The following is an 18,872-nucleotide window of genomic DNA, read 5'->3' on the forward strand; positions in this document are numbered from 1 at the left end:
TGGAGTAAAAATGGTGAAGAAAATCACTTCAATAATACTAGGCTTATCGGTAAGTGGAGTTGCTGCAGCTGGTATGTATTCAGCCCCCCCAGTTCCTACATGTGTGCCGGGTGATGTTACAGTACCTTGTGAGACAAATTTTTGGGATTTGGGTGTACAAGCGTTATATTTACAGCCTCTCTATACTGATGGACGAAGTTTTTTCCCTGCAGACACGGGTGTCTTAAGAGCTATTGAACCAGATTTTGGATGGGGTTATCGTGTAGAAGGCTCTTATCATTTCAGTACAGGTAATGACATTACCATGAATTGGCTGCATTATGATGTAGATAATAGTGATCTTGGACATTTTAGGGGGGCATATCGGCAACTACTACCTAATGGGTCTGTAGTCAATCTTCCTGCTAATTTTCATGGCTTGGTTTCCAACAAATTTGAACAAGTGAATCTAGTTATGGGTCAACATGTTGATCTAGGACTACTTAAAAAAGCACGTTTTTATGCAGGTGGCCAATTTGCAAAGATTCAGGTTGAGGGCCTTCATTTTTATAATATTAGCCCGATTTTCGCATCTTCAATTGGTGGCGTTAGAGAACCTATTAATGCCGATTTCAATGGCTTTGGTCCTACAATAGGTATTGATTATTCTTACGGACTTCCTTATGGATTAAGGATAACTGCTAATACTTCAGCATCTATACTCTACGGCTCAGCAAGGTTAGAGGGGATGACTATTTATAATAATGGTTTAATAGTTAGCTCAACTTATGCAAGTAGAAAAAGAATAATCCCAAGCTTTGAAGCTAAGGTAGGCGCAGCTTACGCTCATCCTTTTGCGCAAGGTTTATTAAATATTGAAGGTGGCTTCCAAGCACTTAATTACTTTAATGCCTTAGAGACTCCTACTATCGGTTTTACTAATATTATTACTAGTAATTTTGGATTATATGGTCCCTATTTTGGCGTGAAATGGTTAGGTAGTGCCTAATATTGTGATGATTGAGGACAAGCTTAAGCTAAATAAAGCTTAAGCCACTCAATCAATTTCAAGCAGAATTATTTTCTATCTAGTTTAAACTCGAATTTAAATTGTTATTCTAAAGCTAATTTATAAATTAACTTACAAAATTATCGATTAAAACTCGCACAATTGCTGTTCTCGAGTATATAATCTATCAGCGTTTTTTGTTAAAAATTTGTTTAGTTCAACAAAAATATGTTTAATCCATGTTTTTAGGAAGCAAATAGTTGGCAAGCGCAAAGACAAAGAAGTAAAAAAATATGTCAGGAGTATAGCGCGTGAAATCTAAAGCAATTATTCTGGCCTTAGCCACTATCCCTTTATCGACAACCATTAATGCAGCTAACCAAGACGAGTTGCAAGCACAAATTCAGCAGTTACAGGAGCAGACAAAAACCTTACAGGCGCAATTAGGACATTTAAAAAGCCAAATTAAAAATGAGCCTAGTAAGCACGCTAAGCGATCACACAAATCTATACCTACTCAGTCAAAAAAAGAAGCAATTTCTAAACGGAAAGCACAAACCTTGGCAACGCCCGTTGATCACCCAGCAGCACCCGTTACTGAAGCACAGACAAACGCCAAGGCCGGAAAAGTAGTCAACTTTCAAGAAAGCCATATTGTGGTTCATACAATTGAAGCTCATCCTGAGTCTATTAGTTTTTATCCAACCGCTTTAATTGCAGATAACCAAGTGATTACTTATATTGCCGGTACGCCAATTGTAACCTCTCCCTATTTGGGTGAGAGACCGGCTTTTGATGGCTCAGATTATATTGTTAATATTTCAAGTATTAATCGTGATATACGTTTGATGCAGCAACGACGACGATTATTTCGTGCTTACCAACAGATAGGATACCCTATACCTAATGTACCCATTTTGGCAGTTAGTGGTAAAACCGAACCGATAGCAAGCTTAAGTAAAGTGCGTAGTGGCAATTCACAAGGTGACATTACTCTAGGCTCAAGTGAGTTAGATGTTGCTGCCATATTAAATAAAGATGTAGAAGGCTTTATTTCTATTGCTTATGATGAATCACCACCTGCTGTAGGTGGGCCTAGAATTACTAATTCAGCATTTAGTTTAAATCTGGGGTTTGTTAACATCGGTGATTTAGATAGGTCTCCCTTTTACTTTACTGCAGGTCAACTTTATGCCCCTTTTGGCCGCTATGCTAGTGCGATGGTTAGCTCTCCACTGACTATGACCTTAGCCCGTACCAAAACTAGACCGTTTATTTTTGGTTATAAGTCACAAAATGATCCAGGCCCTTATGCCGCAGTATATGGTTTTGTATCCGATACAACGTTAGGGCGTGGTGGCGTTGGAGGATTTAATTTAGGTTATGTATTTGGCTCAGGAGATTTTCTTGGTGAATTTGGCGGAGGATTAATTGGCTCGCTTAATGATTCACAAGGTATGCAAATTAATGGCTCTCCTCCTTTAACTACTTTCGGCGGGTTTGGATCACTAACGAATGGTTCAGAAGCCGTTAGAAAGATTAATGGTTTAAATTTACATGGTAATGTTAGTTTTGATCGCTATAATTTAACTGCTGAATGGGTTGGCGCTGGTCAGTCATTTAGGGTACAAGATTTAAGTTTTAATAACCGTGGAGCTAAACCGCAAGCGCTTCAGCTTGAGGCAGGAATGACTTTTAGAATATGGGATAAGCCTGCATCAGCAGCAATTGGCTACCAATGGACGAAGGAGGCTTTAGCTTTGAACATACCTAAACAGCGTATAAGCGGTGTATTTAATATTTCTATCTGGAAGGATACAGTTGAGAGCCTTGAATATCGACATGATATTGATTATGGTTCTAATAATTATGCCAATGGCGCTGCGCCACCAGGCGTTATCAATGCTCCTATCATAGGGACTGGCAGAGCCTCTGATGCAGTCGTTGCACAAATAGGCATATATTTTTAATGTCCATCTAGACTTAAGCTTAGGAAGAGGTATATAAATTAAATACTTTTGCAAGAGCAGCTACCTTAGTTTAAGTCTAGCTTATTATAATTATTAAACTATTATAAAGGCTTATGAGTAGTTCTAAGTTAAATAGTAAGTGGAGTTAACATGTCGATTAAATCCGATCGCTGGATAAAAAAAATGGCCTTAGAACATGGAATGATCTCACCATTTCAATCAGGCCAAATAAGGGAAAATGAGGAGCGTGGTCGCATTATCTCCTATGGCGTTTCAAGTTACGGTTACGATGTACGTTGCGCTGATGAATTTAAAATTTTTACTAATATTAATTCTGCTATTGTTGATCCAAAAGCCTTTGATGCTAATAGTTTCGTAGATATTAAGTCCGATGTCTGTATTATTCCACCCAATTCATTTGCTTTAGCTCGTACTATAGAATATTTTCGTATCCCACGTAATGTTTTAACAATTTGTTTGGGGAAATCAACTTACGCACGCTGTGGGATTATTGTCAATGTCACGCCATTAGAGCCTGAGTGGGAAGGACATGTTACTTTGGAATTTTCAAATACTACCCCACTACCCGCTAAAATTTATGCCCATGAAGGGGTAGCACAAATGTTATTTCTAGAATCAGATGAAGTATGTGCTGTTTCTTATCGTGATAGAGGTGGCAAATATCAAGGCCAAACAGGTGTTACCTTACCGCGTACTTAAGTTATTGTTAATTAATTAGTCTCTTTAAAAAGGCTATTAAGATCCAGTGTCAAACGAAGAAACCTTAAAATATTTATGTACTTTATGTACATTGATTTTTAAGGTGTCCTTTGTTTAATTGACCTATAGCCATTATAGCCATGACGGTTGTAAAAGAAGACTATTAACAGCTACTCTTCTGCTTCTAGCTCAATTTTATCACGTGAAGCATCTACACGCTCACGTAATTCTTTTCCAGGCTTAAAGTGTGGACTATATTTTGCTTCGGTAACCACCTTTTCGCCTGTTTTAGGATTATGAGCATTGCGTGGTGGTCGATAGTGCAGAGAAAAACTACCGAAACCTCGAATTTCAATCCGTTGGCCTTTAACTAAAGCATCACTCATTAATTCAAGGATGCGGTTTATACTATCTGTGACTTGCTTTTCAGGTAGATGTGTCATTTTGGAAGCAAGGCTTGCTATGAGTTCAGATTTAATCATACCCACCTCGGTTAGCCGCGTTTTCAAATTGCTATCTCTTAGGACACAATAGTAGATAGCAGTTCAATAGAGCTTTTACAGAGTCTGTATCTTATTTAGTGCTAGGTGCATTCATCTTTTAGTGCTTCTTTTTTGCATTGTAAATGCTATTTTTGATACGCCTGCACCTAACATTAAAATAAAATTTACAGATTAGGCAAAAGCTTTAATATCTTTAGTATAGACTCAGAACAAAATTATTCAATTTATCAATTAACTGTATCAATCTTTTACTCATCATTGCAATATAAAACTTAATTTAGTTAGCCAAAATTCATGAGACTTCTATATATCTGATAAGCGCTGTTGGATAAAAGCATTTACAATACCCCAGCTCATCCTAACAGGTACAATTTTCCTTAAGATAAACCGCTTTGAATTAAGTACTTTGCTAGTTGAAATTATCAATGTACCTGGTTTGACTTGTTCGACATGCGTACTCAACTGTTCCCAAAGTTCAGCAATAAAAGTGGCCGCATTAATAAAAATAATTGTGCCATCAACAAAAGATTTTTGTAAAAAATCTCCTTGTATAAATACAATTTTTTTAGCGTTTTCCCGATAGGATTCTAACTGGCCGAGCCGCTCTTGCTGCTTTTGCGCACACTTATGAAGAGGAACTAAAAGTTCAATACCATAGCTTTTTTGAATATTAAATACCATAGCACAAGCAATAACAGCCTTGCCCGTGCCACTACCTAGGTCATAGAAAATTGTATTTACTTGTGGTTTACATAGGGATAACAGCGCGATGAATGACTCAAATTCAATTTCACCATATATAAATGCAATTGTATCTTGTTTAAGTCGGGCCATCTTAGAAAGATTAAAGCCATTAACATCGCAGTACAATTTATTAAATATAGGTTGATGTATATTAAGCTTAAGTGCTTGCTGCCATTTTTTTATTTTCTTCGCTGTCTTATTTTGGTAGAACCAAATAATAATGGCTAAGATTACTATGCTTGCGGTAATGATTAACATGTTAAGTTTTTTGCTGCATATAACTAGCTAATATTTTATCTTTTTCTTGATGTGAGAGCTGTGGCCAAGCTGTAATTAATACTTTGCCTGCTTGCCGTTCATTTAAAGCACGCTGATGGCTCTCCCAAGGCATTTCACTGCTTACATAGAGGCTAATTGCGAAAGCAGTTAGAAAAGTCGTAATAAGCGCTAAAGCTATGGTTCGCCATTGAAAAGCTTTTAATAGATTCGTACTTTTACGTATACTCAAAGTCGCTACTTTTTCAACATAAGAGCAACTTTCAGTGGTAACTTTACGAAAATGATCAACGTTATAATCTGCTAATTTATCATTAATTTGATTTAAAGCTTGCAAAGTATATTGTTCTAATTGGTTAAGGCCTGAGACCATGGTCTTATTAATTTCTTGCTGTTTTATATTCAAGTTAGTTAATAACTCTTGTCCTATTTCCTGAAGTAGAGTGAGGTGCATTTCACCATCTTTTAACGCTTTCTCAATGCTTAACTTTAATTTAATTATTCCTGCCTGAGTTAATAAATCTTGCAAAGCTTCAAGTTCATGTTGTAAATGCTGTAGTTGATGATTTATCTTTTTTTCTTGGATTTGTGAATGAGTTTCTAATTCTTGACGCCAAGCAATCATTTTCGAATCAGCAACCTCAAAATAGGCTATAAACTCACCTAAATGGCGTAATAATTCCTTTAACTTGGCTATGTCAGAATCATGAAGTTGTTCCATAATTCTTCTCCTAATTGTTTTACATAATTGGTAATACTACTAGTTATAGAGTAAGAAATTATAGTTGTATCATTGTTAATGGTAGATTCATAATCTATTTTTAAACCAAGTACTATTTGTTAATCGCTATCAATTGATAAAAATCGATAGGCATACTTTTTCGTTTCACTTCTTATAACGTAGCTTATAACCATAGGGAGCGTAATAAGATAAATCTTTGTCATCTATCATAGTGCATATCTAATTAACTACTGCACAGAGAATACAATGATTAAACAATTTTTAATTTTTATTTTAGCTTTTAGCATTGTAACAATACTAAGTATTTATCTTATACAGCGCCAACTTATTTATTTTCCAGCAAGGGCAAGGCCAACACGTCAGTTTTTTGCAGCCAATGATATGCAAGAAGTTTATTTAATGACAGAGGATAAATTAAAGCTATTAGCTTGGTATAAACCAGCAAACCTCAATTGGCCTACTTTAATTTATTATCATGGCAATGCAGGACATATTGGCTATCGTATGCCATTTATTCGTTATTTTCTAACAGCTGGTTATGGTGTTTTACTCGTTGAATATAGAGGTTATGGCGGGAATGAGGGCCGCATTACAGAAGAAGGTCTTTACTTAGATGGCGAAGCTGCAATTAAATTTCTACAAGAACAAAGAGTCCCACTGAATAAAATAATTTTATATGGTGAATCCTTAGGTACTGGTATAGCTACTAAAATAGGCTCCCTGTATCCAGTTTGTGCTTTGATTTTGCAATCTCCCTATACTAGTTTAGCTGATCTAGCTAAGTTTCATTACCCCTGGTTACCATTAGCGCCCTGGGATAAATTTAATTCTTTAGCGCGAATTAATACAATAAAAGCTCCTTTGTTAATTTTGCATGGTAGACAGGATGAAATTGTTCCTTATCAAGAAGGAATAAAGCTCTATAAAAAGGCCAACCAGCCTAAAGAATTTGTAGATTTTGAAAAAAGAGGTCACACTGATCTTTGGGACAAACAATTTTTTGATGTAATTAATAAATTTATAAACAGATATTGTGTTTTTAAGTCTTCTTAACTATACATTTAATAACAGATCAATAAATTTGTTTTAAAAATAAGTATCTTGCTTATTTTTTGAATGATATATAAACTAGATAATTAATATTTTCTTAATCTTTTTTGCATAAAATAGTATTAATATCTTATATAAAGAGCAGGTTATGGCAACTAACTTTTTTTCAAGCCAAGGAACATTAACAAAACGTAGCCTAGTCGATATTGGTCATGAAGACTGCGGTTTTCGTGCCGTAGCTGCTGCTATTATTGATAATGTTTTAAGTCGCCGAAGGCTAAATCAACCTTTGTTAGTTGAAATTTTAGAACAACACAGTAAATATTTTACTTTGCCACAAGCAGCAGGATTGTTAACACCTGCTGAAAGATTATTACAACTTATTAATAGACCTGAAACAATGGCAAAATTTGTAGCTGAATTTGCTTATACTTTAAGGCAAATTACAGTAAGTCAATTATGTAAAGACCCCGTACGCTACTGGGTTGCATTTAGTGGTAAAGGTAAAAATATTTCCCCAGAATATATGCGCAAGCCTAATACGCCAGTCGATAAAAGTGCTTTTGCTGCCCTTGCGGATGCATTGGGAATATCTATTACCATTAGTGTAGTTTCTCGTGATAAAGAATTACCCTTAAAGTTAGAATATGGTCCTAGACAGCGGTTTAATATGCCTGAAGGCATTCATATTCAATTAGAAGATCCAAACTATATTCCTTACTTAAGGAATAATAGTAATTTTCAATCCATTCATTCTTTCAAGCCAGTTATAGAGCCGGAAGCCAGTGAGACTGATGCAGATAATGCAAATAATGCAGATGTAGATCCCGCTATGGAAGCAATTCATGCACAAATTGCGGCAGAAGAAAGGCAATTATTAGCGGACCTTGAAGAAAATATGCGTCGTTTAAATTATTTAATTAGTGATAATAAAATTACTAAAGAGCAGTTGTTAAATATTTATATTAAAGGCGTGAAAAATAATAATGATGCGCATGATAGTAAATACGTTGGCATTGAGCATGGCAACGAGAGTTTCTTTGCTGAATTCATGCCAAAGACTGCACAACGTTTAACTAAAGGCAGTCATATAACTACCCTTAATTATGATGGTATAGTTATGCAGGATTTGGTTCGCGCTCTGGCCGAAGCAATAAGCACAGGTCAATTAGCTGAAGACTTTGTTTATGATTCACTAAATCAGCCAGTTATACATAAACAATCATTCAGATAAATTATCTGTTAGTTAAGCAAGTGAGAAACCTTCACCCTTCATCCAAGTATCATTTACAAACTTAGACATATAATTACGTACTGAATCCGGTAAAATAACTAAGCATTTTTTTCCAGCGCTTAGCGTCTTACAAGCTTGTAATGCACCCCACATTGCAGCGCCGCTAGAGCCGCCAATTAGTAGGCCCTCCTCACGAATTAGACGTCTAGCCGTGGTAAAAGAGTCTGCATCATTAACTTTAATATATTGATCAATTAAATTATTGTTGAGAACATCAGGGAAGAAATCATAACCAATCCCTTCGACATGGTAGGGCTTAACCTCATGACCACCGCCTAGGATAGAGCCGACAGGATCAACACCAATCATCTTAATATTTGGATTAAATTCCTTAAGGCGTTTAGCAATACCGGAAATAGTTCCGCCAGTGCCTACACCCGCAACGACCATATCTAAATCTTTGCCAAAATCATCAATAATTTCTTGCGCCGTTCCATAATAATGAGCATTAGGATTATTTGGATTAGCATATTGATCAAGAATATGTGAATTAGGTATTTCTTGTTGAAGTCTTTTTGCTAATGAAATATGGCTGTCGGGATCATGTGATGCAGCTTCAGTTGGGGTACGATAAATTGTTGCACCTAAACGTTCTAGAATAAATTGTTTTTCTTGGCTCATTTTATTTGGCATGGTAATGATTACATTATATCCTAAAACAGCACCTGCTAGCGCAATTCCTATGCCAGTGTTGCCAGAGGTAGGTTCAATTAAGGTATATCCTGGCCTTATATGTCCATCGCGCTCCGCCTGTTTTACCATTTCAAAACCAATTCTATCCTTAACAGAGCCACCTGGATTAAAAAATTCACATTTTGCATATAGTTCGCAGGCAAGCCCTTCGTTTAAGCGATTAATTTTTACTACAGGTGTTTTACCTATTGTCGCAAGGATATTAGGATATATCATAATTAACCCATAAATAATGAATGTAAAAACAGTATAACGAGCAAAGACGTCGCTGCCTAATAAAAATTATTGATTTTAGTAATTAACTTGGCAATGATTTTTTACCTTCTTCTTTCACATAAGCATCAACATCGGGCTTAATCTTCTTACCGTGTTTGGTAACATGCAGCTTAGTTAACTCGGCACCCAGGAAAAGAATTTGTGCTGAGTAATAAACCCAAATAAGAATTATAATAAGTGATCCTGCTGGGCCAAAAGCGCTTGCAACATGGCTTTGCCCTAAATAAAGACCTAATAAGGTTTTACCAACCGTAAACAAAACGGCAGTCCAAAAAGCGCCCCAAATAACATCAAGTAAAGTTAATTCGACGTCAGGTAGTATTTTGAAAATCAGAGCAAATAAAAATGTAATAACGGTTAAGGAGATAGCAAAATTTAGTCCCCAAGCAATTAATTCACCACCTGGTAACAATTGACTTAGGTAGCCACTTAACATAGTAATAATGACACTTAAAAGCAGGGACACAAGAAGTAAGAAAGCGACACTTAATACAATGGTAAAAGAAAGAAATCTATCTTTTATTACGCCCCAAATACCACGACCAGGTTTAGGTTCAACACCCCAAATATTATTTAAGCCCATTTGTATTTGGCTAAATATGCCAGAGGTAGCAATAATTAAAAGAACAATACTAACGATTTGTGCGGTAATGCCTGAACTAGGCTTACTTGCACTTACAATCATAGTTTGTATTAAATCAGCGCTTTCCTTGCCAGTCATTGTACTAACTTGCTCAAGTATGCGTCCTTGAGCTGCTTCTTGGCCAAAAGCTAAACCTACAATAGAAGTGCAAATAATTAAGAAAGGCGCTAGAGCAAATGCTGTATAATAAGCTAGTGCCGCTGCGAAAATAGCAATTTTATCTTCACTATAGTAAGTGTAGAGTTCTTTTAAGTAATCTAAATATTTATTTTGCATAGTATTCCTTACTAATGAAGTTTTTTATTAGAAAAAATGTTCTAAATTTAAGTTGCACTATAGAGAAAACAAATCTTCGCTAAATAGTTAGCTATAACTTATACTTTTTAAGTAACCCTTAAAATTATAGTTTATCCTTGATTTTACATATTGTAATAGTAGAGCTAAACTTTTAATTTAGATAATAACAAGGATGATATTATGAAAAAGAATAAATTATTTATTGGAACTTTTTACGCTGCTTTATTCGGCGCGCCATTGTTATTAGTAGGATGTGACTCCTTTCCTGGCTTATGGGGAAACAATTATAACGATAACCCTTATTATGCAAATCGAAATACTCATGCATATCATCATTATAATAAAAGAGCGGCTCGGGCTGAAACGAGCTCACATTGGTCTGCTACTAACAAATATAATGCGGCTAATATGCCAGCACAGGCAGCGCATACTTCTGCAACAAATACAGTTAGCAATGTTAATAATACTAATAACAGTAATGCGACTACCAATACAGTTGTAGCGCCAAAGGCAAGTAGTACAGCAGGAAGTGCGCTTGAATCTCCTGTAGTTCCTACTACAATGCCGGCTGTTCAGTAGGGCGTAATACCGTATTAGCTTTCTGATTAAAAATTTTGCGTAGAAGTTAATTTATTTAGCAAAGTCCAGTATAATATGCTGATATAGAAGTCAGCTAGTATACTGGCGCCCTCTTTGTAGGACTTCAATTACAAGAATTAAATAACTATGAATGAACTAAAACAAAAAGCAGCTTTTGCTGCATTAGATTATATTGAAGATAATATTGTATTAGGGGTAGGTACGGGTTCTACAGTTAACTTTTTAATTGAAGAATTGGCAAAAATTAAACATCGTATAGATGCTTGTGTTGCCAGTTCTAAAGAAACTGAGGCACGACTTAAAGCTGCTGGTATTCCGGTTATTGATCTAAATGTAGCTGGTGAACTTTTGCTTTATATTGATGGCGCAGATGAAATAAATAAACAGAAAGAAACTATTAAGGGTGGCGGTGGTGCACTTACCCGTGAAAAGGTCCTAGCAACTGCCTCAGAACAATTTATATGTATTGTTGATGAAACAAAAGTTGTGTCTCACTTAGGTCATTTTCCAATAGCAGTTGAGGTTTTACCATTAGCACGTAGTTTTGTTGCTCGTGAAATAGTAAAATTAGGTGGTGACCCTGTTTATCGAGAAGGTTTTATTACAGATAATGATAATATCATTTTAGATGTTTATAACTTGCCTATTAATCGTCCTATTGAATTAGAGCAAGCAATCAAAGTAATTCCTGGAGTCGTTGAAAATGGATTATTCGCTAAGCGTTTAGCAGATAAAGTAATTGTTGCCGGAGCCAGAGGCGTTACAACGTTCTAAATAATTCATTGCAAACAATGTATAGATTACCTAATTTATTTGTATAATTTACTTGCTTTATGAACAATATTATCTTTATAGTTGAAAAATAAGTAGATTGAAGGCAAAAATTAAGGATTAAAATTCGATTCCTTAATCTTTTCTTAAGGTTTGGTCAGTATACTCCTAGCAAGGATTAAAAGGAGTTCTCATGCGAGTATTAGTTGTTGAAGACAGTACTTTCAATGCGTTTTGCTTAACTCGCTTACTACAGGTAGTAAATTCACAAATTAATGTTACCGTAGTTATTGATAGCGTACAGGCGTTGACTTATTTACAACATACCACTCCTGAACTTATCATTTTAGATGGTGATTTAAAAGCATCAGACGGCTTAGGATGTAATGGTCCTGCTTTAGCGCATACTATCTGGTCAAATTACAAATATATCCCTATTATTGCTTGGACAAATTCTGAAAATATGCGTCAAGCCTTTGCAGAAGTTTTTAGCCGGCATAATAGGTCTTTTCATGATTATAACTGTTGGCAGAAAATTGTTAGCCCTGAGCGTATTGCGCAATCCTTATCTTATTTAATTAAACAAAAATTAACTTTTGCTAAAGGTCAAGTTAAGCTTAAGCAATTATATATTTGATATGGTTAGCACTCATGAGCTTAATACTGCATAGTAAGTTTGCAAAGCTTAGTCATGTATCCTGCGCTGTACCTTCATTGGCCTCACTGAGGCCTCGTCTAGAATTTAGTAAGTAACAGATGCTATAGCTAATAATGTTAGCTATTTATCATATAAATTAATGTGCTTCATCCCAGTTGTTACCAGTACCAATGGTTACTTGTAGCGGCACTACGAGCTCTACAGCATTTTCCATTAATTGATGAATTTCTTTTGTTGCCTCTTCAAGAGCATCTCGTTGAATTTCAAAAACTAACTCATCGTGGACTTGCATAATCATACGTACTATTGGTTGAGTTAAAGAGGTTTGCCATTTAAACACTGCAATCATCGCCTTTTTTATAATATCTGCTGCAGTTCCTTGCATAGGAGCATTAATAGCCATGCGTTCTGCAGCACGCTGCCTTGCTAAATTGCGTACATTAATATCAGGTAAGTATAAACGGCGACCAAATATAGTTTCTACATAGCCTTGATCGTGTGCTTGCCGGCGTGTTCTTTCCATATATTCTAAAACGCCTGGATAGCGCTGAAAGTAGCGCTCCATATAAAGTTGAGCATCTTGACGTTCAATACCTAATTGTTTAGCTAGACCGAAAGAAGACATGCCATAGATTAGACCGAAATTAACTGCTTTAGCTCGACGCCGTTGTTCTTGAGTAACGTCCTGTAATTTAACTTGAAAAATTTCGCTAGCTGTTGCCGTATGAATATCCCAACCACTAGCAAAAGCTTTTAAGAGATTAGGATCAGATGACAGATGAGCCATAATACGTAGTTCAATTTGTGAATAATCAGCGGCCAATAAAACATAATCCGAAGGGGTAATAAATGCTGTACGAATTAAACGTCCTTCTTCACTGCGAATAGGTATATTTTGTAAATTAGGCTCACTAGAAGACAGGCGACCTGTTGCTGTAATAGCTTGATTATAACAGGTGTGAACTCGCATCGTTTCTAGCTGGACACGCTTAGGTAAGGCATCAATATAGGTTGATACTAATTTACTTAAACTACGATACTCCAAAATAATAGCGGGTAGTTCATAACTGTATGCAAGCTCTTGCAATACTGACTCAGCAGTTGAAGGTTGTCCTGTAGGTGTTTTAGCTAAAATAGGTAAGTTTAATTCCTCAAAAAGAATTTCTTGTAATTGCTTGGGAGAATTTAAATTAAATGCTCGACCAGCAAGTCGAGTTGCCTCTTGCTCTAAAGTTATTAGACGCGATTTAAGTCGCTGCCCATGCTTTTCTAAAGTAGGAATATCAATTAATACCCCGTGACGCTCCATTTCTGCAAGGATTTGCAGCAAAGGTATCTCAACAGTTTCAAATATAGTCTTTAAGGGCTCTTTTAGTAGGGTGCTAAATTTTTTATGGAGCGCTACAATGGTAGTAATTTGACTTAGCGCATAAGTTGCAGCTTTATCAAGCTTAATTTGATTTAACTGTTGTTGCTTGGCGCCTTTTCCGACGGTTTCTTCATAAGTAATAGTATTGCAACCCAGATATTTTAGAGCTAAAGAATTAAGAGTATGCTGCTCAATGCTATCTAGCACATAAGAAGCAAGCATAGTGTCAAAACTTATTCCTGCTAAGTGAATACCATAATTTTTTAAAATATTGTAATCATATTTTAAATTATGTCCGATTTTACTTATAGCCTGATTCTCAAGAATCGATTTTAAAGCTGCAAAGGTTGCAGCAGGCTTTAAGGTTGCTTCACTTTCTAGGTGGGAAAAAGGAAGATAAGCACTATATTCGTCTATAGCAAGGGATAAGCCCACTATATCTGCATGAATAGAGCTGGGATCAGCGGTTTCCGTCTTTAAATAAAGTTGTGAAGCAGATTGCATAACTTGCAGTAGGCTATCTAACTCTGCATCATTTTTAATAATATTTAAGCTTAAATCGTTTGTTGATATTATCGGGATAGATTCTTCTTGTGCTGTAAGTAATTCTTTTAATAAAGATTTAAATTCTAATTCTTGCGCTAAAGCTATTAATTTTTCTCTGTCTGCTTTTTTAGTTTTTAAATCCATTAAACCTAAAGGAAGTTCAACATCTGTTTTAATAGTGACTAAACGTTTGGATAAAGGTAGGTACTCTAAGCTTTTACGTAGATACTCGCCGATTTTACCAGTTATAAGATGAGCATTGGCAGATAAATTATCTAAAGTCTCATATTGCTCAAGCCATTTAATAGCAGTTTTGGGACCACATTTAGTAACCCCAGGTATATTATCAACGGTATCGCCTACTAAAGTTAAATAATCAATAAATTGAGTTGGGGTAACGCCATATTTTTCTTTAATACCGATACTATCCATGACTTGATTAGTCATTGGATTAATAATACTGACATGTTCATTAACTAATTGAGCCATATCCTTATCGCTAGTTGAAATAATAACCGGCTGACCTTGCTCCGTTGCGATGCGTGCTAATGTGCCAATAACATCGTCAGCTTCAACGCCCTCTACAATGAGTAGCGGTAAGCCCATGGCTTCTAACACTTCGATAAGTAATGGGAACTGCTTATATAAATCAGGAGGCATAGCACTTCGATGTGCTTTGTATTCAGGGTACCATTCTTCACGAAAAGTCTTGCCTTGAGCATCAAAGACTACAGCTAAATGTTCACACTTAAGATCGCTAATAAGCCGCTTAATCATATTAACTACGCCATAAATAGCGCCTGTTGGCTGCCCTTTAGAGTTAGTTAAGAGTGGTAAAGCATGAAAAGCGCGAAAAAAATAAGAAGAGCCATCTATTAAAAGCATAGGTTTAGACATTATTCAGCTGCCTCACATTGCTTCAGGCGTACACTAAGTTCATTTATTTTATCATTAAGGAGCCGTATATTTTTACGCATACTTGCAATACGATTAACACCCAGCTCTTGTTCAAGTGCTTTTTCTTTAGGGCGCGCTGGATTTCCTAGATATACATTACCAGCCTTTAGATGTTTTTTAGGAGGAACTCCAGCCCTTGCGCCAAGTATAACGCCATCGTCAATTTGAACATGATCACTAACGCCAACATTAGCAGCAAAGATTACATGATCACCACTAATAGTGCTGCCTGCAATACCTGTAAAAGCACAAAGAATATTATGCTGTCCTAGCTTAACAGAATGAGCTACCTGAACTAAATTATCTATCTTAGTGCCAGAGCCAATACAAGTGGCATCTAATGTCGCACGATCAATAACAGTATTTGCACCAATTTCAACATCGCTTTCAATAATAACCTTGCCTTTATGAGGAACTTTTAGGTGCTGTCCGTCAACAAATATATAACCGAAACCATCCGATCCTATAACGCTTGATGCATGAATACACACTCGCTGGCCAATTTCTGTATTATCATAGACAGTAACGTGAGAATGTATTGTCGTATCTCGACCAATTTTTACATTTTTTCCAATACTTACATGACTTTTTAAGATACAATGATCATCAATAATGGTGCCTGACTCAATCGTTACATAAGGTCCAATCGAGATATTTTTGCCCAATTTAACATCAGCTGCAATCACTGCACTTGGATGTATACCTGTTGTAGGCATAGCGTTAGGATAAAATATATCTAATAATTTAATAAATGCTTTAAAAGGATGATCAACCTGCACGATAGATTTAAATGAATGAGTAACCTGTTGATTAGTAAGAATAGCTGCTGCTTCAGACTGCTCGGCTCGACGCAGATTTTCAGGACTATCAGCAAAAACAAGTGAGCCGGCGGCAATATTTTCAATAGGTGATAAAGACGATACAATAATATCTTCACCAATAACTATACCTTGCACAAGCTTAGCTATTTCATATAAAGAAATACTCATTAATTAACCTTCTAGTTTACACAAATGGATCGATTATAACGCGTTGCGAGATGACTTGCGAATCATGTTTTGCGATTTTTTGCTAAATCGAGCCTACGATAATTATAATAATTAAATTGCTAAATAGCTCTTCTTAATAATAAAGCAACATTAGCACCGCCAAAAGCAAAATGATTAGATAAAGCTATATCAATTAATTTCCTTCTTGAAAAATTAGCAACGTAATCTAAATCACAAATGGGATCAGGCTCAGTTAGATTAATAGTCGGTAGTAAAGTATCGTGCTGTAAACTTAATGCTGTTGCTATAACTTCCATTACTCCAGCAGCACCAATAGCATGCCCAGTCATGGATTTTTGGGCGGTAACGGGTATTTCATAAGCTCGTTGGCCAAATACTTCTTTTATGGTTTGTGTTTCTGTTAGATCATTTAATTGAGTACCAGTGCCGTGGGCATTAATATATTGAACGTCGTTAATAGAGAGTCTACCATCATCAAGTGCTGAATGAATGGCACGAATTTGCCCAGGACTACTTGGAGCGGTAATATGATAAGCATCACAGCTAGCACCAAAACCAATGATTTCTGCATAAATTTTAGCACCCCGTGCTTTTGCATGGCGGTAATCTTCTAAAACTAAAATGCCTGCACCATCAGCCATGACCATACCACTACGATTTTTTGAAAAAGGACAACAAGCGAGCTTTGGTTGTTCATTTTTAACGGACATAACTCGTAATTTACACCAGGCAGCCATAATAGCTTCCCATAGCAAAGATTCTGTCCCACCACATATAGCGATAGGTAGACGGCCTTGCGAAATTTGTTGATAAGCGCTACCTATTGCTTCTGCAGAGGAAACACATGCATTTGAGATAGTGGAATTAGGCCCGCCTAAACCAAAGGTAATGGCAATTTGATTAGCAATAGAATTAGGCATTGCCCGTAAAACGCTTAAAGCAGGTATCTTTTTCCAAGTTTCGTTAAAGAAAACACCATAAGCTGCAGACTCTATCTCCGGTGTACCGCCTAAACTAGTCCCTATAAAGGCACCTGCTGTTTCTAATTCTTTAGTCGTAAGACCAGCACGTTCAAGTGCATAATAAGTACAGAAAAGAGCATACTGAACAGCACGTGGATACCGTTTATATTTTTCTAGTGCTTCTATTCCCTCTAAGGAGAAATCAGTAATTTCGCCTCCAATTTGAGTAGGATAAGGACTTGGATCATAATTTTGAATCCGTTTAATACCGGATTTTCCCTCAACAGCTGATTGCCAGAATGCCTGTAGGCTATTTCCTATAGAAGATACAATTTCCATACCTGTAATTACAACCCTTTTCTTCATTCCTTACCCTTAAGCTATTCTTGCAAGATAGAGGTTAGTTGATTTAGCTAAAGTAACACCTTAGACTTTCTTAAAAATATTATTACAGGCCATTGGCTAAATTATTTCAGTACATCAATTCTTAATATAGCGCCCTCCACTAAACATTATGCGACGTTTGCCAGCTCGTTCGGTTCAGTCATGTACTTCTATGTACATTCCTTTGCCTCACTCACTGCTACCTTGTCTAAAACTTAGTGGGTGACGCTATATACCTTGTCATCTGCTATAAATTATGAAGAAGTCTATTAAATTACTGTTAAATTGAGCTATTCTTTTAAGTCTATAAAATTAAATTATGTACTTGGTAGATTTTGAAAGCAATACTTCCATAATGCAATTACTACAGATTTAAATTGTTTCGTAATCAATTGCAGCATAATAAATTATTAATAACGAAGTCTAGGCAATAGCGCTTGTAATCCTTCTAAGCTAATTGACCAGTAATCTTGCTTATTTCGAACTTCAAAGCCATGCTTTTGATATAATTTTAAAGCTCTTTGGTTATTAGCCTCAACACTTAAATCTAGCGTTATTCTTTTTCTATTTAAAGCTTCATTAATACAATGGGCCAATAATTCACTGCCTAAGCCTTTTTTTTGCTGGGGAGGAAGAATAGAAATATCTGAAAAATGTGCTATATCAGGCTTCCACTGAATATGGGCTTTTCCAATTGGAATTTTATTTTTTAATGCAAGTAATATAGTTGTTTGATCCTGATTTAATAAATAGGCAAAACGTTCAGCCATATCTTGATGTATGGCAAAACAGGACGCGTCAATCTTACACAAATCATTTAAATCAGCAAAGGTTGCTTGGCGAATAGCTAAGCGTGGGCGCGTAATTAATGAAGGTTGACTGCTTTGCCTAACCATATAAAACTCACTATGGTGGTAGCTAAACCCTAAGTCTTCTAGCCACTCATGAGCGGCTGCAGCAGGAAAAGACAAAATAACTTCAGCCATTTTCTTTTGCTTAAGCAAGGATATGACTTGAATAAAGAGTTTGCTTGCCAGACCTTGATTGCGGTGCGTAGGCATAATTAATAAACTTGCTTCACAAGCATGTTCATAGAAAAAATACAAAGCTAAAAAGCCAATTAGTTGATTATTGTCGTAAAAAAGCACATTGCCTTCAGTTTCACGTTTTTTCACGAGAATATCATAATAAATTGTCGGCAAGCCTTTATCTTCTGTTACACAATACTCAGCTAGTTTATTTAAATCTTTTAATTGGGTTGAACTTAGCTGTCGATTACGTATAAGCATAAAATTTATAACTCTAATTAAGTCTCTTGTTAAAACTTAAGCAATTTTAAATTAAACATGTATGAGATAATTATTAAACATATAACTTAATTATTCTACTTTCTTACTCAAAGAGTAGGGGAAGATAGTT

General features: G+C 35.9%; 17 protein-coding genes. 8 read left to right on the forward strand and 9 right to left on the reverse strand.

The annotated features are described in order from the left end of the window. The first annotated feature begins 10 nt into the window (after window positions 1-10). From ACNVED_RS00730 to dcd, 3 genes are all read left to right on the forward strand, one after another. Window positions 11-988: an Lpg1974 family pore-forming outer membrane protein gene (locus ACNVED_RS00730; RefSeq protein WP_419419863.1), complete on the forward strand. Its 978-nt coding sequence runs from the start codon at window positions 11-13 to the stop codon at window positions 986-988. Window positions 989-1,299: 311 nt separating this feature from the next. After that, entirely contained in the window at window positions 1,300-2,958 is a 1,659-nt protein-coding gene (locus ACNVED_RS00735; protein ID WP_419419864.1) for an LbtU family siderophore porin, read from the forward strand. Between the two features lie 150 nt (window positions 2,959-3,108). Next, a complete protein-coding gene (dcd, locus tag ACNVED_RS00740) occupies window positions 3,109-3,678 on the forward strand; it encodes a dCTP deaminase (RefSeq protein WP_419419865.1) in 570 nt (189 codons plus the stop codon). A gap of 170 nt (window positions 3,679-3,848) precedes the next feature. On the opposite strand, the gene ACNVED_RS00745 is transcribed toward dcd, so the two are convergent. From ACNVED_RS00745 to ACNVED_RS00755, 3 genes are all read right to left on the reverse strand, one after another. After that, complete coding sequence (locus tag ACNVED_RS00745) at window positions 3,849-4,187, reverse strand: integration host factor subunit beta (RefSeq protein WP_419419866.1); 339 nt, start codon at window positions 4,185-4,187, stop codon at window positions 3,849-3,851. A 297-nt stretch (window positions 4,188-4,484) separates the two neighbouring features. Continuing rightward, the gene (locus ACNVED_RS00750) at window positions 4,485-5,183 is read right to left on the reverse strand and encodes a methyltransferase (protein ID WP_419419867.1); all 699 of its coding nucleotides are present in this window, start codon (window positions 5,181-5,183) and stop codon (window positions 4,485-4,487) included. Between the two features lies 1 nt (window position 5,184). Further along, complete coding sequence (locus ACNVED_RS00755) at window positions 5,185-5,922, reverse strand: hypothetical protein (protein ID WP_419419868.1); 738 nt, start codon at window positions 5,920-5,922, stop codon at window positions 5,185-5,187. A 267-nt stretch (window positions 5,923-6,189) separates the two neighbouring features. Here ACNVED_RS00755 and ACNVED_RS00760 point away from each other — a divergent pair, with 267 nt between their 5' ends. Beyond that, entirely contained in the window at window positions 6,190-6,996 is an 807-nt protein-coding gene (locus tag ACNVED_RS00760) for an alpha/beta hydrolase (protein WP_419419869.1), read from the forward strand. Window positions 6,997-7,141: 145 nt separating this feature from the next. Further along, a complete protein-coding gene (locus tag ACNVED_RS00765; RefSeq protein WP_419419870.1) occupies window positions 7,142-8,227 on the forward strand; it encodes a hypothetical protein in 1,086 nt (361 codons plus the stop codon). A 12-nt stretch (window positions 8,228-8,239) separates the two neighbouring features. Here ACNVED_RS00765 and ACNVED_RS00770 read toward each other — a convergent pair whose 3' ends face one another. Together ACNVED_RS00770 and ACNVED_RS00775 are read right to left on the reverse strand one after the other, a co-directional pair. Then, entirely contained in the window at window positions 8,240-9,196 is a 957-nt protein-coding gene (locus tag ACNVED_RS00770) for a PLP-dependent cysteine synthase family protein (RefSeq protein WP_419419871.1), read from the reverse strand. Window positions 9,197-9,278: 82 nt separating this feature from the next. Next, window positions 9,279-10,175: a YihY/virulence factor BrkB family protein gene (locus tag ACNVED_RS00775; RefSeq protein ID WP_419419872.1), complete on the reverse strand. Its 897-nt coding sequence runs from the start codon at window positions 10,173-10,175 to the stop codon at window positions 9,279-9,281. 201 nt (window positions 10,176-10,376) lie between these two features. Between ACNVED_RS00775 and ACNVED_RS00780 the strand changes: the two genes are divergently transcribed. From ACNVED_RS00780 to ACNVED_RS00790, 3 genes are all read left to right on the forward strand, one after another. Further along, a complete protein-coding gene (locus ACNVED_RS00780; protein WP_419419873.1) occupies window positions 10,377-10,775 on the forward strand; it encodes a hypothetical protein in 399 nt (132 codons plus the stop codon). A 147-nt stretch (window positions 10,776-10,922) separates the two neighbouring features. After that, window positions 10,923-11,570 carry a ribose-5-phosphate isomerase RpiA gene (gene rpiA, locus ACNVED_RS00785; RefSeq protein WP_419419874.1) on the forward strand — a complete coding sequence of 216 codons (648 nt, stop codon included), beginning with the start codon at window positions 10,923-10,925 and terminating at the stop codon, window positions 11,568-11,570. Window positions 11,571-11,760: 190 nt separating this feature from the next. Continuing rightward, window positions 11,761-12,204, forward strand: a complete 444-nt coding sequence (locus ACNVED_RS00790) for a response regulator (RefSeq protein ID WP_419419875.1) — start codon at window positions 11,761-11,763, stop codon at window positions 12,202-12,204. A gap of 157 nt (window positions 12,205-12,361) precedes the next feature. Here the strand turns inward: ACNVED_RS00790 and polA are convergent, their stop codons facing one another. From polA to ACNVED_RS00810, 4 genes are all read right to left on the reverse strand, one after another. Further along, the gene (gene polA, locus ACNVED_RS00795; RefSeq protein ID WP_419419876.1) at window positions 12,362-15,037 is read right to left on the reverse strand and encodes a DNA polymerase I; all 2,676 of its coding nucleotides are present in this window, start codon (window positions 15,035-15,037) and stop codon (window positions 12,362-12,364) included. Beyond that, a complete protein-coding gene (gene lpxD, locus ACNVED_RS00800) occupies window positions 15,037-16,086 on the reverse strand; it encodes a UDP-3-O-(3-hydroxymyristoyl)glucosamine N-acyltransferase (RefSeq protein WP_419419877.1) in 1,050 nt (349 codons plus the stop codon). The genes polA and lpxD overlap by 1 nt, the downstream gene beginning before the upstream one ends. Before the next feature lie 119 nt (window positions 16,087-16,205). Next, window positions 16,206-17,435, reverse strand: coding sequence for a beta-ketoacyl-[acyl-carrier-protein] synthase family protein (locus tag ACNVED_RS00805; RefSeq protein ID WP_419419878.1), 1,230 nt, complete (start codon window positions 17,433-17,435; stop codon window positions 16,206-16,208). A gap of 428 nt (window positions 17,436-17,863) precedes the next feature. Continuing rightward, a complete protein-coding gene (locus tag ACNVED_RS00810; protein WP_419419879.1) occupies window positions 17,864-18,742 on the reverse strand; it encodes a GNAT family N-acetyltransferase in 879 nt (292 codons plus the stop codon). Window positions 18,743-18,872: the final 130 nt, after the last annotated feature.

This window comes from Legionella sp. D16C41 (assembly GCF_048541585.1).
GTDB lineage: Bacteria > Pseudomonadota > Gammaproteobacteria > Legionellales > Legionellaceae > Legionella_C.